This window comes from Massilia sp. 01N417, assembly GCF_056399645.1.
In genome coordinates, this window is sequence record NZ_JBFTRS010000003.1 from 213339 (window position 1) to 225890 (window position 12552).

At 64.5% G+C, this 12552-nt stretch carries 13 protein-coding genes; 5 read left to right on the top strand and 8 right to left on the bottom strand.

What is annotated here, in order from left to right:
* The 5 genes from ilvA (at nucleotide 1) to rapZ (ending at nucleotide 5275) form a co-directional block, all read left to right on the top strand.
* Nucleotides 1-1566, top strand: a complete 1566-nt coding sequence (gene ilvA / locus AC1DOQ_RS04745; protein WP_477360777.1) for a threonine ammonia-lyase, biosynthetic — start codon at nucleotides 1-3, stop codon at nucleotides 1564-1566.
* Between the two features lie 166 nt (nucleotides 1567-1732).
* Nucleotides 1733-2563 (top strand): NADPH-dependent 7-cyano-7-deazaguanine reductase QueF, encoded by an 831-nt coding sequence (gene queF, locus AC1DOQ_RS04750; protein ID WP_477360779.1) that lies wholly within the window; start codon nucleotides 1733-1735, stop codon nucleotides 2561-2563.
* Nucleotides 2564-2911: 348 nt separating this feature from the next.
* Entirely contained in the window at nucleotides 2912-3394 is a 483-nt protein-coding gene (locus tag AC1DOQ_RS04755) for a PTS sugar transporter subunit IIA (RefSeq protein WP_477360781.1), read from the top strand.
* A gap of 9 nt (nucleotides 3395-3403) precedes the next feature.
* On the top strand, nucleotides 3404-4339 hold the full coding sequence (hprK, locus tag AC1DOQ_RS04760) for an HPr(Ser) kinase/phosphatase (protein WP_230024320.1): 936 nt from the start codon (nucleotides 3404-3406) through the stop codon (nucleotides 4337-4339).
* 72 nt (nucleotides 4340-4411) lie between these two features.
* Nucleotides 4412-5275: an RNase adapter RapZ gene (gene rapZ, locus AC1DOQ_RS04765; protein WP_477360783.1), complete on the top strand. Its 864-nt coding sequence runs from the start codon at nucleotides 4412-4414 to the stop codon at nucleotides 5273-5275.
* Between the two features lie 43 nt (nucleotides 5276-5318).
* On the opposite strand, the gene AC1DOQ_RS04770 is transcribed toward rapZ, so the two are convergent.
* The 8 genes from AC1DOQ_RS04770 to lptC all read right to left on the bottom strand — a co-directional run bounded on the left by AC1DOQ_RS04770 (nucleotide 5319) and on the right by lptC (nucleotide 12547).
* Nucleotides 5319-6731 (bottom strand): GntP family permease, encoded by a 1413-nt coding sequence (locus AC1DOQ_RS04770; protein WP_477360785.1) that lies wholly within the window; start codon nucleotides 6729-6731, stop codon nucleotides 5319-5321.
* A 144-nt stretch (nucleotides 6732-6875) separates the two neighbouring features.
* Complete coding sequence (locus AC1DOQ_RS04775) at nucleotides 6876-7961, bottom strand: enoyl-CoA hydratase/isomerase family protein (RefSeq protein WP_477360976.1); 1086 nt, start codon at nucleotides 7959-7961, stop codon at nucleotides 6876-6878.
* 107 nt (nucleotides 7962-8068) lie between these two features.
* Nucleotides 8069-8428 (bottom strand): ribosome hibernation-promoting factor, HPF/YfiA family, encoded by a 360-nt coding sequence (gene hpf, locus AC1DOQ_RS04780; protein WP_477360787.1) that lies wholly within the window; start codon nucleotides 8426-8428, stop codon nucleotides 8069-8071.
* A gap of 102 nt (nucleotides 8429-8530) precedes the next feature.
* Nucleotides 8531-10021 (bottom strand): RNA polymerase factor sigma-54, encoded by a 1491-nt coding sequence (locus AC1DOQ_RS04785; protein WP_477360789.1) that lies wholly within the window; start codon nucleotides 10019-10021, stop codon nucleotides 8531-8533.
* Nucleotides 10022-10023: 2 nt separating this feature from the next.
* Nucleotides 10024-10800, bottom strand: a complete 777-nt coding sequence (gene lptB, locus AC1DOQ_RS04790) for an LPS export ABC transporter ATP-binding protein (protein WP_477360791.1) — start codon at nucleotides 10798-10800, stop codon at nucleotides 10024-10026.
* Nucleotides 10800-11360, bottom strand: coding sequence for a lipopolysaccharide transport periplasmic protein LptA (gene lptA, locus AC1DOQ_RS04795; protein WP_477360793.1), 561 nt, complete (start codon nucleotides 11358-11360; stop codon nucleotides 10800-10802). The genes lptB and lptA (AC1DOQ_RS04795) overlap by 1 nt, the downstream gene beginning before the upstream one ends.
* Entirely contained in the window at nucleotides 11361-11942 is a 582-nt protein-coding gene (lptA, locus tag AC1DOQ_RS04800) for a lipopolysaccharide transport periplasmic protein LptA (protein WP_477360795.1), read from the bottom strand.
* Entirely contained in the window at nucleotides 11939-12547 is a 609-nt protein-coding gene (gene lptC, locus AC1DOQ_RS04805) for an LPS export ABC transporter periplasmic protein LptC (protein ID WP_477360797.1), read from the bottom strand. Before lptC ends, lptA (AC1DOQ_RS04800) begins: the two co-directional genes overlap by 4 nt.
* Between the last annotated feature and the right edge of the window lie 5 nt (nucleotides 12548-12552).

Genomic DNA, 12552 nt, shown 5'->3' on the forward strand with positions numbered 1-12552 from the left:
ATGTCGTCCCCGGAATCCACTATCGCATCCGCCATGACTACCGACTACCTCAAGAAAATCCTGACCGCGCGCGTCTATGACGTGGCCCAAGAAACCCCGCTCGAACTGGCACCGACGCTGTCCCAGCGCATCGGCAACCGCATCTACTTCAAGCGCGAAGACATGCAGAGCGTGTTCAGCTTCAAGCTGCGCGGGGCTTACAACAAGATGGCGCACCTGCCGACCGAGCAGCTCAAGCGCGGCGTGATCTGCGCCTCGGCCGGCAACCATGCCCAGGGCGTGGCCCTGTCCGCGAGCCGCCTCGGCTGCCGCGCGCTGGTCGTCATGCCGACCACCACGCCGCCGGTGAAGATCGACGCCGTCAAGGAACGCGGCGGCGCCAACGTCGAGATCGTGCTGCACGGCGACTCCTATACCGACGCCTACAACCACGCCCTGCTGCTCGAGCGCGAACAGCAGCTGACCTTCGTGCATCCCTTCGACGATCCGGACGTGATCGCCGGCCAGGGCACGATCGCCATGGAAATCCTGCGCCAGCACTCCGGCCCGATCCACGCGATCTTCGTGGCGATCGGCGGCGGCGGGCTGATCTCCGGCGTCGGCGCCTATGTCAAGGCGGTGCGCCCGGACATCAAGGTGATCGGCGTGCAGACCGTCGATTCCGATGCGATGGCGAAGAGCCTGAAGGCCGGCGAACGCGTCACCCTGCCCGACGTCGGCCTGTTCTCGGACGGCACCGCGGTGCGCCTGGTGGGCGAGGAAACCTTCCGCATCGCCAAGGAAGTGGTCGACGAGATCGTGATCGTCGATACCGACGCGATCTGCGCCGCGATCCAGGACGTGTTCCAGGACACCCGCAGCATCCTCGAACCGGCCGGCGCGCTGGCCGTGGCCGGCGCCAAGGCCTATGTCGAGCGTTCGCAGCTGACCCGCAATCCGGTCAGGAACGAAACCCTGGTGGCGGTGGCCTGCGGCGCCAACATGAATTTCGACCGCCTGCGCTTCGTGGCCGAGCGCGCCGAAGTCGGCGAGGACCGCGAAGCCGTGTTCGCCGTCACCATCCCCGAGCAGCGCGGCAGCTTCAAACGCTTCTGCGCCCTGGTCGGCCCGCGCAACGTCACCGAATTCAATTACCGGATCAGTGGCGAAGCCGAAGCCCACATCTTCGTGGGCGTGCAGATCGGCAGCCGCAGCGAATCCGGCATGCTGGCGCGCACCTTCGAAGAGCACGGTTTCCGCACCCTCGACCTCACCCACGACGAGCTGGCCAAGCTGCACATCCGCCACCTGGTCGGCGGCAAGAGCGCGCTGGCGCACGACGAGCTGCTGTACCGCTTCGAATTCCCGGAGCGTCCGGGTGCGCTGATGCGCTTCCTGGACAGCATGGCGCCGAACTGGAATATTTCGCTGTTCCACTATCGCAACCAGGGCGGCGACGTTGGACGCATCCTGGTCGGGCTGCAGGTGCCTTCGGGGGAGATGGATGAGTTCCGGCAATTCCTGGCTAGCCTGGGATACCGGAATTGGGACGAGACCAACAATCCGGTCTACAAGCTGTTCTTGTGATTGCGGCGCGTGGGCACCGAGTGCCCACCCTACATGGCATGTTCGACCGTAGGGTGGGCACCCGTGCCCACGCGAAACCCGGCGCAGTAATTGGCATAAAGGTGTACGATACGCGGCTTTGCCGACGCGGCGATCCCGCGTCAAGTCCCGCACCTCGAGACTGACTATGACCAATACCCCTGATCAATCGCCGCTCGGTAAGACCTCGGCCTACCAGACCCAGTACGCGCCCGAGCTGCTGTTTCCCATCCCGCGCCAGCAGAAACGTGACGAGCTCGGCCTGAAAGGTACGCTGCCCTTCTTCGGCGTCGACATCTGGAATGCCTACGAGCTGTCGTGGCTGAACATGCGCGGCAAGCCGCAGGTGGCGATCGCGACCCTCACGGCGCCCGCCGATTCGCCCAACATCGTCGAATCGAAGTCCTTCAAGTTATATCTGAACTCCTTCAACCAGACCCGCCTGGCCAATACGGACGCCCTGCTGGCCCTGCTGCGCGAAGACCTGTCGACTGCCTTCGGCGCGCCGGTGCACGTGACGCTCACCCAGCCGGAAGACTTCGGCAAGCTCAAGATGGGCGAGCTGGAAGGCGTGCTGCTGGACCGCCTCGACATCGAGGTCGACAATTACAGCCCGGCACCGGAACTCCTCAAGGCCAAGCACGACGAAGCCGCGGTCGAAGAGACCCTGGTATCCCACCTGCTGAAGTCGAACTGCCTGGTCACGGGCCAGCCGGACTGGGGCACCGTGCAGATCCATTACGCCGGTCCGCAGATCGACCAGGAAAGCCTGCTGCGCTACCTGATCGGCTTCCGCGAGCACAACGAATTTCACGAGCAATGTGTCGAGCGCATCTTCACCGACATCCTGCGCCAGTGTAAGCCGCACAAGCTGGCGGTCTACGCCCGCTACACGCGGCGCGGCGGGCTCGACATCAATCCCTGGCGCGCGAATTTCAGCGCCGGCAAGGCCCCCAATCTGCGCACCGCCCGGCAGTAGAAAAATCCGGCCTTGTCCCCATCTAGTGTTCGTTTCCAGCGACAGAATCGTGGCATCGAAGCGACGTCAATCGATTCGCAGCGCCGAGGCGCAGACTGGGCATGCTGGCAAGATTCGGCTAGAAAATACGGAAGATGGGTCTGAAATGTGCCTTTCCGTTCGCGAAATTTGAAATTTCATGGCGGAAATTGCGTGTGGATGCAAAACGGTTGCGCGCGGTCAAATCGACGTTTGACGGCAGGGATAAAACAGCCTGCCGTACAGACGCGAAATCGAATGTCATGGCCTTGAAACAGGCCTATAATTCCCGCTCGCAAGAACCTGGGTGTACCGCAACAGAAGCGTGTTATGACTAATCTAAGCAAAATCCTCTCGCTCGAGAACGTTCAGCTCGATCTGGAAGTGTCGAGCAAGAAGCGCGCCTTTGAACAGGCCGGCCTGATCTTCGAGAACAACTGCGGCATCGCCCGCTCGACGGTCTCTGACAACCTGTTCGCGCGCGAACGCCTCGGTTCGACCGGTCTCGGTCATGGCGTGGCCGTGCCGCATGGCCGCATCAAGGGCAGCAAGAGCCTGAAGGCGCCGCTGGCCGCCTTCGTCCGCCTGGCCGAGCCGATTCCCTTCGAATCGCCGGACGGCCAGCCGGTGAGCCTGCTGTTCTTCCTGCTGATCCCGGACCACGTGACCCAGCAGCACCTGGAAATCCTGTCCGAAATCGCCGAACTGTTCTCGGACGAAGCCGTGCGCACCGCGCTGGCCACCGATCCGGACCCGCGCTCGGTGCATGAACGCATTATCAACTGGCAACCGAGTCTGCAGGCACTGGGTTAGAATAAGGCCATGCTCCAGACTCCGCTAACCATCCAAAGGCTGTATGACGATAATCGCGATAGCCTGCAACTTGGCTGGTTCGCGGGCTTTCCCGGCGGCGAGCGCCTGATCTCGGGCGACGCCGTCTCGGCCGCCGACCAGGTCGGCCACCTGAACCTGATCCACCCGGGCCGCATCCAGGTGTTCGGGCACCAGGAACTGAATTACTACCAGCGCCTCAAGACCGGTTCGCGCAGCCACATGATCGGCGAAATGATCGCGGGCGGCCCGCCGGCCCTGATCATCGCCCAGGGCCTGGACACCCCGCCGGACATCCTCGCCATCTGCGACGAGCAGAACATTCCGCTGTTCTCGACCCCGCTGCCGGCGGCCCAGGTCATCGACTTCCTGCGGGTCTATTTATCGAAGAAACTGGCGCAGCGCGTCATCATGCATGGCGTGTTCATGGACGTGCTGGGCGTGGGCGTGCTGATCACCGGCGATTCCGGCCTCGGCAAGAGCGAGCTGGGCCTGGAACTGATCTCGCGTTCGCACGGCCTGGTGGCCGACGACGCGGTCGAATTCTCGCGCATCGCCCCGAACATGATCGAGGGCCGCTGCCCGCCGCTGCTGCAGAACCTGCTCGAAGTGCGCGGCCTCGGCTTGCTGGACATCAAGGCGATCTTCGGCGAGACCGCGGTGCGCCGCAAGATGCGGCTGAAGCTGATCGTCCACCTGGTCAAGCGCGGCGCGCTGGACGAGGAAGTCGAGCGACTGCCCTTCCATTTCCCGACCGAGGACGTGCTCGGCCTGCCGATCCGCAAGGTCGTGATTCCCGTCGCGGCCGGCCGCAACATCGCGGTGCTGCTGGAAGCCGCGGTGCGCAATACCATCCTGCAGTTGCGCGGCATCGATACGCTGCAGGAGTTCATGGAACGCCAACGGCAAGCCATGAGCGGCGATTAAGCCGCCGCCGCCACCATCGCAATTGGTCTGGCCAATGGCGACAAGGTCTTACTGTTACGGTATGATGGACACATGCGAATCGTGCTCATCACCGGTATCTCGGGTTCCGGCAAGTCGGTAGCCCTCAATGTACTCGAAGACGCAGGCTACTACTGCGTCGACAACCTGCCGCCCGCCCTGCTGCCTTCGCTGGTAGAAACGGTCAATGGCGCCGACAGCAAGTGCGTCGCCGTCGCGGTCGACGCCCGCAGCGCCGAGTCGCTGACCGAACTGCCGGCGATGGTGCGCGCGCTGCGCGAGCAAGGGCATGAAGTCAAGGTGATGTACCTGACCGCCAGCACCCATTCGCTGGTGGCCCGCTTTTCCGAAACCCGCCGCAGCCATCCGCTGTCGCACGAGCTGCGCCCGGGCGAGAACCCGGCTTCGCGCCGCACGCTGATCGAGTGCATCTCGGAAGAGCGCGACCGCCTGGGCGCGATCGAGAAGCTGGGCCATGTGATCGACACCTCGGAAATGTCGGCAAACAAGCTGCGCGCCTGGGTCAAGGAACTGGCCGAGATCGAATTCGCGAAGCTGACCCTGTATTTCGAATCCTTCGCCTTCAAGCGCGGCGTGCCGCTGGACGCCGACTTCGTGTTCGACGTGCGCGCCGTGCCGAATCCCTACTACGACCTGACCTTGCGCCCGCTTACCGGCAAGGACGCGCCCGTCATCGCCTTCCTCGACGCCCAGCCCCAGGCCGTCGAGATGCTGGCCGACATCCGCGCCTTCGTGGCCAAATGGCTGCCCTCGTTCAAGACCGACAACCGCAGCTACCTGACGGTGGCGGTCGGCTGCACGGGCGGGCAGCACCGTTCCGTCTACATGGCGGAACGGCTGGCGGCTTACTTCGGCGAGTCCGAACGGGTGGTTGTGCGGCATCGCGAGCAGCACTGATCGTTAGCCTGTCAACGTCATTCCCGCGCACGGGAATGACGGTTCAGACCAATCCCGTCGCGTAGAACACCCCAATCACAAAGAACACCGCCAGCGTCTTGATGACGGTAATCGCGAAAATCTCGCGATACGACTCGCGGTGCGTCAGCCCGGTCACCGCCAGCAGGGTGATCACGGCGCCGTTGTGCGGCAGCGTATCCATGCCGCCGCTGGCCATCGCCACCACGCGGTGCAGGACTTCCATCGGAATGTGGGCCGCTTCGGCGCCCTTGATGAACAGGTCGGACATCGCGGCCAGCGCGATGCTCATGCCGCCCGAGGCCGAGCCGGTGATGCCGGCCAGCGAGCTGACCGACACTGCCGCATTCACCAGCGGGTTCGGAATCCCCTTCAGGGCATCGCTGACGACGATGAAGCCCGGCAGCGCGGCGATCACGCCGCCGAAACCGTATTCGGAGGCGGTGTTCATCGCCGCCAGCAGGGCGCCGGCGACGGCTTCCCTGGAACCGCTGGCAAAGCGCTGGCTGACACGGCGGAAAGCGGTCGCGAGCACCAGCAGGATGCCGAGCAGCAGCGCGGCTTCGACCGACCAGATCGCCAGCACGCTCTTGACCGTGGCCGTCACCGGCGTGTGCACGCCCGGCAGCACTTCGGGCGGCACGGTGTAGGCGCCGGCGCCGTACCAGACCGGGATCATCTTGGTGAACGCGAAGTTGGCCACGCCCACCAGCACCAGCGGCAGCACCGCGATCAGCGGGTTCGGCAAGGCTTCCCGCGCCGCCTCCGCCTGGGCGGCCTCGGGCGCATCGGCGTGCACACCATAGCCCTCGCCTTTCGCCATCGCAGCGCGGCGGCGCCATTCCAGGTAGGCCAGGCCGACCACGATGATGAACACCGAGCCGATGGTGCCGAGCACGGGCGCGGCCCAGCCGGTGGTCTTGAAGAAGGTGGTCGGGATGATGTTCTGGATCTGCGGCGTGCCCGGCAGCGAATCCATGGTGAACGAGAAGGCGCCCAGCGCGATCGCGCCCGGCATCAGGCGCTTCGGAATATTGCTCTGGCGGTAGAGCTCAGCCGCAAACGGGTACACGGCGAACACCACCACGAACAGCGACACGCCGCCATAGGTCAGCAGCGCGCACACGGCGACGATCACGGCGTTCGCACGCGAGCGGCCGATGTAGCGGATCGCCGCCTGGACGATGGATTTCGAGAAGCCGGACATCTCGATGACCTTGCCGAACACGGCGCCCAGCATGAAGACCGGGAAGTAGAGCTTGACGAAGCCGACCATCTTTTCCATGAAGATGCCGGAAAAGACCGGCGCCACGGCGGACGGGTCGGTGAACAGGACCGCGCCGAGGGCGGCGATCGGTGCGAACAGGATGACGCTGTAGCCACGGTAGGCGGCCACCATCAGGAAGGCCAGTGCGGCCAGGACGATCAGAAACGACAAATTGGACTCCTCTATTGTTGTGCTTGGCTATGTCATTATTTCATTGCCTGATGAAATCATCGCATAAATTCGTGCTTATGTTGCAACGCATTATCGGCAGCGAAAAAAACCCGGCGGCTGCCGGGGCGGTGGAGCAGGCGCAGCTTACGCCAGGTGGCGCAGCGGATGCGCATGGGCCGGCCACACCGGCTCGAAGAAGCGCGCCACCATCGCCGGCGTGACGGCCTCCAGCGCGGGCGGGTTCCACTTCGGCGCATTGTCCTTGTCGATCACCAGCGCGCGCACGCCTTCGAGCACTTCGCCGTGTTCGAAGTTGCGGCGCACCAGCGAGCGCTCCATGCGCAGGCAGCCGGCCACGTCCATCGCGGCGCCGCGCACCAGCATCTCGCGCGTCACGCACATCATCAGCGGCGAGCGCTGGCGCATCGCGGCCAGGGCCTTCTGCGCGAACGGATCGGCGTCGCCCTCCAGCGAGGCCATCACGGCCGGCACCGAGTCCGCGCCGAAGTGCCGGTCGACCAATGCGCGGTTCGCTTCGAGTTCGCTGGCGCCGGCCTGCTGCGCGAACGGCGCGGCGAAGGCGCGGATCGCATCGGCCAGCTGCGCGCCCGGCGTCCGGTCGATCAGCGCGTGCAGGGCCGCCAGTTCGGCGCCCGGCACGAACACGTCGGCCAGGCCGACATACAGCGCATCGGCGGCGCCGATGGTCAGCCCCGTCAGCCCCAGATACATGCCGAGCGCGCCCGGCGCATGCGACAGGAAGTGGCTGCCGCCGACGTCCGGGAACAGGCCGATGTTCACCTCGGGCATGGCCATCTTCGTGCGTTCGGTCACGATGCGCAGGCCGGTCTCCGGCCCGCCCTGGGCGATGCCCATGCCGCCGCCCATGACCACGCCGTCCATCAGCGAGATGTAGGGCTTCGGATAGAAGTGGATCAGGTGGTTGAGTGCGTATTCTTCGGTAAAGAAGTCTTCCAGCAGTGCACTGCCTCCCGTGGGCGTGGCGTGCCCGGCCTGGTGGAAGAAGCGGATGTCGCCGCCTGCGCACAAGGCTTTCTCGCTGCTGCTCTTGATGACGACGGCGTCGACGGCCGCATCGTCGCGCCAGGCCAGCAGGGTCTCCGTCAGTGCACGCACCATTTCCAGCGACAGCGAATTCAGGGCCTTGGGACGGTCGAGGGTAATGATGCCGGTGCCGTTGGCAACGCGGGTCTGCACGTGTTCGCTCATCATGTTGTTTTATTTATTGAAATGGAAAACGGCATTGTAGCGCGGCCCGGAAAACGAAAAGGGCGCCAGATGCGCCCTTCGTTACTTGTGCTGCGCCAGCGGAATGGTCACGCTGTAGCGGCAGCTTCTCCTCCATCGTTGGGTATGCGCTTGAGCGGTGTACTACTGTGATCCTGCAGCATCTGCTTGTACTTCTGCACCTGCCGGTCGAGTCGGTCCATCAGCATGTCGATCGCGGCGTACAAGTCGTGCGCGGCACTGGCGACGTGAACGATCTTGCCGGCGACGCGCAAGTTGATCTCGGCCTTCTGGCGTTTTTCTTTCTCGGTGAGATTGTCAATGCAGAGGATGACGTGGGAGTCGATCACTTGATCGAAATGGCGGGTGATGCGTTCGAGCTTGTTCTGTACGTATTCACGGATTGCCGGGGTTACATCGAGATGATGTCCGCTGATAGTGAGATTCATACACACTCCTTTGATGATGCGCTGCCTGTCGTACGCGCATACCACGCACCAGGGCAGCGTTGTTGCAAGAAGCTTGCTGCAAGAGCTTGCTGAAAGAGCTTGCTACAGAGATTTACGGAGGCTGACGGGAGGGATCTTCAGCGCCTCGCGGTATTTCGCTACCGTGCGGCGTGCGATAACCATTCCCTGTTCCCCTAGCATCTCCGCGATCTTGCTGTCGGATAAAGGGTTCTTGGGGTCTTCTGCTCCTGTGAGTTGTACGATAAGAGCCCGGATCGCGGTCGAGGAGGCTTCTCCTCCTGCCTCGGTCGCGACGTGACTCCCGAAAAAGTACTTCAACTCGAACATGCCGTGCGGCGTCAGCATGTATTTCTGAGTTGTGACACGAGAAATTGTGCTCTCGTGTAGACCTAGTGTATCAGCTATCTCACGTAAAACAAGGGGCCGCATGGCAACGGCGCCATGGGAGAAAAAGTTCCGCTGGCGCTCCACGATTGCTTGAGCTACCCGAAGGATAGTATCGAAGCGCTGGCGCATGTTTTTGATGAGCCACTTTGCTTCCTGCAACTGCGCCGCCAGCTGGGATTCCGATTTCCCCTGCTTCATCAAGGTGGCGTACAGGCTGTTCACGCGCAGGCGCGGCATCACCTCGGGATTCAGCTGCACGCTCCAGCCATCCTTCGCGCGGCGCACGATCACGTCCGGCACCACGAAGTCGGAGACGTCGGAAGCAAAGGCCGCGCCCGGATGCGGATTGCAGTGGCGAATCACGGCCTGGGCTTCGCGCAGGTCTTCGTCGTCGCAGTCGAGGGCCTTCTTGAGCTTGTTGAATTCGCGCTGCGCGAACCAGGTCAGGTAGCGTTCGACGATGGTCAGTGCCATGCGCCGCGTGACCAGCGGCACGCCAGGCATGCGGCGGATCTGCAGCGCCAGGCATTCGGCGGCGCTGCGCGCGCCCACGCCGGGCGGGTCCATGCTCTGCACCAGCGCCAGCGCGGTGCGCAGTTCCTCGAATTCCACTTCGAGTTCGGCCGGCAGGCGCGCATGCAGCTCGTCCAGGGTTTCCTCGAGATAGCCGTTGTCGTCGAGGGTGTCGACGACGATCTCGACCAGCGCGCAATCGCGCGGCGACATGCAGGTCAGGCGCACCTGTTCCATCAGGTATTCGCGCAGCGAGACCGGGCTGGCTTCCAGCTGCGGGCGGCCGTCTTCTTCCTCGCCGCCGCTGCCGGAGCGGCCCGGCTCGCCCCAATCCATGTCGTGCTCGGCGCCGCCGGCATCGCCGTTGTCGCTGTCGCTGCCGCCGCCTTCGGCTTCGGCGCCGCCGTTGCCCTCCTCGCCCTGGCTGGACGAGGGCGGCGAGTCGGGCGTGGTGGACGTCGACGAACCGTTGTTGATCGCGCCGTCGGCCAGCAGGCGTACCGAACGGTCGAGCGGATCGTCGAGGCGTTCGAGCAGCGGGTTGTCGCTGAGGACCTGTTCAATCTCCTGGTGCAGCTCGAGAGTGGACAGCTGCAGCAGCCGGATCGACTGCTGGAGTTGCGGTGTCAGCGCAAGGTGCTGTGATGTCTTGAGTTGCAGCGTCTGTTTCATGACTACATCCGGAAATGTTCACCCAGGTAGACGCGGCGGACGGATTCGTTGGCGATGATATCGTCGGGACGGCCGGAAGCCAGTACCGCACCCTGGTTGATGATGTAGGCGCGGTCGCAGATGCCGAGCGTCTCGCGCACGTTGTGGTCGGTGATCAGGACGCCGATGCCGCGCTCCTTCAGGAAGCGCACGATGCGCTGGATCTCGATCACCGCGATCGGATCGACGCCGGCAAACGGTTCGTCCAGCAGCACGAAGCGCGGGTCGGTGGCGAGGGCGCGCGCGATTTCCACGCGGCGCCGTTCACCGCCCGACAGCGACAGCGCCGGGTTCTCGCGCAGCTTCTCGATCTGCAGCTCGGCCAGCAGCTCGTTGAGGCGTTCCTCGATGCGGTTCTTGCTCAGCGGCTTGCCGTTCTCGCGCTGCAGTTCGAGCACGGCGCGGATGTTCTCCTCCACCGTCAGCTTGCGGAACACCGAGGCTTCCTGCGGCAGGTAGGACAGGCCCAGCATGGCGCGCCGGTGGATCGGCAGGCTCGTGATGTCGGTGCCGTTGATGACGATGGCGCCGGCGTCGGCCGGCACCAGGCCCACGATCATGTAGAACGAGGTCGTCTTGCCGGCGCCGTTCGGGCCGAGCAGGCCGACCACCTCGCCGCAGGCGACCTGCAGCGAAACGTCGCGCACCACCAGGCGCTTGCCGTAGCTTTTCTGCAGCCCCTTGGCCACCAGGGTGCTGCCGCCGCTCGTGTTGGCGGCGGCGTCTGCGTGTACATCCATCATTGCTTTCCTGCTTCCGGTTGCGCGGCCGACGCAGTGCGGCGCGGATAAAAAGTAAAACTGGCGCGGGCCTTGCCGGGCCTGTCGACGCCGCTCGGGTCGTTCAGGTTCAGCAGGACTTCCTTGCGCGCATCGTAGGCGATGAATTCGCCGCCCATTTCACGCGTCACCTCGCGGCCTTCCAGCTGCCGGATGACGGCGTTCGAACTGAGCTTGACGACCTCGGTGCGCTCGTCGTATTCGATGCGCTCGGCCTGGCCTTCGTCCCACTGCTCGGGGCCGCCGTCGCGCTTCTGGCGGAACGACGCCGGCTTGCCGGGCGCCGCGACCAGGACGATGGTCCTGAAACCGTCCGGCGCCTCCTTGATCTCGGCACGTTCGGCCTTCAGCAGCATGCTGCCGCGGGTGGCGGTCACGCCGCCGGTCAGGACCACGGTCTGCGTGACCTGGTCCAGGGTCGCGTTGCCGCCGACGACCTTCAGCGGCTTGAGCGCATCCGCCCGCTCCGCCTGCGCCAGCGGTGCCAGCAACAGCGCAGCAGCGGCAAGGACGGCCTTCATTTACTGCTTCCCTGCCGGCGCCGCCGGCGTGCTTGCGGGCGCCGCCGCCGGCGCGGTGCGGCGCGGCGCGATGATGATGGTACCGCGTCCGCCGCCCGGCTTGCTTTCGCCGCTGGTGTCGTTGAACACGTTGGCCTGCTCGGTGCGGTTGTCGTAGGAGATGAACGGGCCGTTCACCTCGCTCGTCATGCGCTTGCCTTCGAGCTGCTTGACGACCGCGTTCGAGAACAGCTTGACCAGCTCGGTGCGCTCGTCGTATTCGATGCGCTGGGCCTGGCCTTCGACCCACAGGTCGGGGCCGCCGTCACGCTTCTGGCGGAAGGTCGCGGGCTGGCCCGGCGCGGCCGTCAGGGTCACCGCCATATAGCCTTCCGGCGATTCCGTGAGCACGGCCTTGTCGGCCTTGATGATCATGGTGCCACGCGTCAGCACGACGTTGCCGGTGAAGGTGCGGGTCTGGGTGACCTCGTCGATGTGCGCGTTGTTGAAATCGATCTTGGCCTGCTTGAGAGAATCCGCGCGCTCGGCCGAGGCAGTCAGGCTTGCCAGCGACAGCGCGGCGACAGCGAGTATTTTTTTCATTGTTTTCCTTTCGGCGGAAAGATGAGTTCTCCGCGGCCGCCCAGCGTGACCTGCTGTGTGGCGTTGTTGGCGACCATGCCGACGCCGGTGACCGAGGCCGCGCCGAGCGTCATCTGGATCGGCTTGTCGGTCTTCGAGATTTCCTCGTCCGGCAGCACGGTCAGCGCCTCGGTACGGATGCGCATCGGCTTCGACGTGGCGCCGCCGGGACGCGAGATGTCGACATTGCCGGCCAGGTCGATCTGGTTCTGGTCCTGGTTGACGTTGGCGGTGTTGGCCGTCATCGTCATGTGCGGACGGTCGGCGCTCATGGCCTGCACGACCGGCTTGTCGATCACCGAGGTATTGTTGGCCGGGCGGTGGGTCAGGCGCTCGCCCGAGATCACGTAGCGCGGCTGGCCGGTTTCCGACATCCGCACGAAGCTGAAGTTGTCGATGATGTAGTCCGGATCGTCGCCCACGTCGACGCGGTGCGCGTCGCCTTCGCCGCGCATCACCTGCACCAGCCAGAAGCTGCCGAAGGCGAAGAACAAGGCCGCCAGCATCAATGCCAGCAGACGCCAGCGGTGCGCGGTGCGCTTGTTGACGTAGGTGGTGGTCGCCATGGCTT

What these genes read in the sequence shown, in the direction of transcription:
- ilvA (WP_477360777.1), top strand. Translation starts at nt 1, where the DNA reads ATGTCGTCCCCGGAATCCACTATCGCATCCGCCATGACTACCGACTAC.
- queF (WP_477360779.1), top strand. Translation starts at nt 1,733, where the DNA reads ATGACCAATACCCCTGATCAATCGCCGCTCGGTAAGACCTCGGCCTAC.
- AC1DOQ_RS04755 (WP_477360781.1), top strand. Translation starts at nt 2,912, where the DNA reads ATGACTAATCTAAGCAAAATCCTCTCGCTCGAGAACGTTCAGCTCGAT.
- hprK (WP_230024320.1), top strand. Translation starts at nt 3,404, where the DNA reads ATGCTCCAGACTCCGCTAACCATCCAAAGGCTGTATGACGATAATCGC.
- rapZ (WP_477360783.1), top strand. Translation starts at nt 4,412, where the DNA reads ATGCGAATCGTGCTCATCACCGGTATCTCGGGTTCCGGCAAGTCGGTA.
- AC1DOQ_RS04775 (WP_477360976.1), bottom strand. Translation starts at nt 7,961, where the DNA reads ATGAGCGAACACGTGCAGACCCGCGTTGCCAACGGCACCGGCATCATT.
- hpf (WP_477360787.1), bottom strand. Translation starts at nt 8,428, where the DNA reads ATGAATCTCACTATCAGCGGACATCATCTCGATGTAACCCCGGCAATC.
- AC1DOQ_RS04785 (WP_477360789.1), bottom strand. Translation starts at nt 10,021, where the DNA reads ATGAAACAGACGCTGCAACTCAAGACATCACAGCACCTTGCGCTGACA.
- lptB (WP_477360791.1), bottom strand. Translation starts at nt 10,800, where the DNA reads ATGGATGTACACGCAGACGCCGCCGCCAACACGAGCGGCGGCAGCACC.
- lptA (WP_477360793.1), bottom strand. Translation starts at nt 11,360, where the DNA reads ATGAAGGCCGTCCTTGCCGCTGCTGCGCTGTTGCTGGCACCGCTGGCG.
- lptA (WP_477360795.1), bottom strand. Translation starts at nt 11,942, where the DNA reads ATGAAAAAAATACTCGCTGTCGCCGCGCTGTCGCTGGCAAGCCTGACT.
- lptC (WP_477360797.1), bottom strand. Translation starts at nt 12,547, where the DNA reads ATGGCGACCACCACCTACGTCAACAAGCGCACCGCGCACCGCTGGCGT.